The organism is Paraburkholderia humisilvae (assembly GCF_902859855.1).
Taxonomy (GTDB): domain Bacteria; phylum Pseudomonadota; class Gammaproteobacteria; order Burkholderiales; family Burkholderiaceae; genus Paraburkholderia; species Paraburkholderia humisilvae.
Genome location: NZ_CADIKH010000290.1, coordinates 1 through 1,847, shown reverse-complemented (window position 1 = coordinate 1,847; position 1,847 = coordinate 1). Strand labels below are relative to the sequence as shown.

The 1,847-nt window shown below is 61.5% G+C and carries 1 protein-coding gene and 1 pseudogene; both read left to right on the top strand.

The genetic code is table 11. The features are described from left to right. Positions 1-309, top strand: a pseudogene (locus tag HV796_RS41985) (DNA-binding protein); the annotation flags it as partial. A gap of 64 nt (positions 310-373) precedes the next feature. Further along, complete coding sequence (locus HV796_RS41980) at positions 374-1,687, top strand: hypothetical protein (RefSeq protein WP_246356393.1); 1,314 nt, start codon at positions 374-376, stop codon at positions 1,685-1,687. The last annotated feature ends 160 nt before the right edge of the window (positions 1,688-1,847 follow it).

Here is a 1,847-nt window from a genome sequence, read left to right as displayed (position 1 = left end):
AACCGGGACAACGCGCGGCTCGTCGCAGAAGCGACGGCCACGACCCGGCTCGCACGCGATCAGCAGGCGCATGGCGAGGCGCTGCAGTCCACCCTCAATCGTGCGCTCACCGATCGGGCGCGCGCGGAGGCCGAGCGCGACGCGGCGCAGGCGGCAGCCGATGCGCGGGCAGCCGAGCTGCTCCAGCTACGCGAGGCTCGCGACTTGCTCCGCGCAGACCTCACGAAGCTGGCCGCGCAGCTCGAAGCGCAGCAGCAGCTCCTGGTGGACTACCGGATGCGGCTGGGCGGCGCGGACGCGGCTGGCTGAAAGCGCCGCATCGCGTGCCGAAAGGACGTCAGAATGGCAACGCGCACGCCTTTCGGCGCTTGCCATGAAGCATTCCGGCTTTCGCGTCGGCCCGGAGTTTCATGGCTCCGGCGGGTTGCGCACCAGCACATTCACCTTCTTCTCTTCCATGCGCTTCGCTACGGGAATCTGGCATGAGCGAATACCAATACTACGAGTTTGCATGCGTCGACCAGCTGCTTACGGCGACCCAGCAGGCAGAGTGCGCAGTTTCTCCACGCGGGCCACGATCACCGCCTCAAGCTTCGTCAACGAATATCACTGGGGAAATCTCAAGGGCGACCCGCTCGAGTGGGTACAGCAATATTTCGATGCCCACGTCTACTCCTCCAACTGGGGGAGCTGCCGCCTGCTTCTTCGCCTGCCGCACGGGACGTTTGACGCGGCGACCATCCGCGACTACGTCAAGGCGGGACGAAAGAGGCGCTCCCGTTTCGAGAAAGCATTCGAGGCCATGGACGTCGATGACTGGTGCATCCTCGACTGGTCGTTCGACGATGACTCGGGCGAACACGCCCGCTTCTCGGAGGAGATGGATGGTGCGGGGTGGATGACGCGCCTGCTGCCAGTACGCGACGAGCTGCTCGGCGGCGATGCGCGCCCGCTTTATCTTGGGTGGCTTGCCCGACTCGGGAATGATGAGCTACACGATGACGAAACCGAACCGCCGGTGCCTGCGGGATTACAGGCGTTGACGCCCGCACAGGTAGCACTGGCCGAGTTTCTGATGCTGGATGCGGATTGGCTCGCCGCCGCCGCCGAGGCCAGCCCGTCATTACTGGCCCCAGAATCCAGTGGGAGCGAAGACAGTCGCCTTGATCCCTGGTTACGTGAGTTGCCGGTTGAGGAAATGCGGGCGAAACTGCGCATGCTGCTACAAGGACGCAGCCGTGAAGCGGAGAGAACGCTTCGAAACGCTTTTCTCAAATGGGAAAAGGGTAGGAATGCAAAGCAATTGAATTTACCCAGGCGCCGTCGAATATCCGAAATCGAATCAAGGGTCGCCTCTCATCGTGCCATCCGTGAAAAAAGGGAGCAGCAAGCACGCCAGGCGGCGGAGGCCCGTCGTCGTGAGGAACGCACACGGTACCTCACATCCCTTCTCGAGCAGGAAGACACGGCGTGGTCAAGCATCGATGCACAACTGCGACGCACAACGGGCAGCGCCTACGATCAGGCATTCCAGAAGTTGCAGGATCTCGCCGAAGCGTATGAAAACGCCAGGCGGGATGCCGTATTCCGGCGTCGTCTGGCGCAATTGATGTCAAGTCATGGCAAGCGGGGAGCCTGGCTTGCCCGGCTGGAAAAAGCGGGGTATTTGTGGCAACCCAAGTCTTAGCCTCCCTGGCCTGACCTGCTGCATCATTTCCGCAAATCTGGGATGAACTCTGAGCCCAGATGTGCACGCCCGGCATATATGCCAATTTTCGGCGATTTGACCAAGTCATAATAACTTGGACGCCTATGATAGGAAATTGTGCTTACCTTGTTCGCCCCCC

Coding starts and splice junctions, on each gene's coding strand:
- HV796_RS41980 (WP_246356393.1), top strand. CDS start 374: ATGAAGCATTCCGGCTTTCGCGTCGGCCCGGAGTTTCATGGCTCCGGC.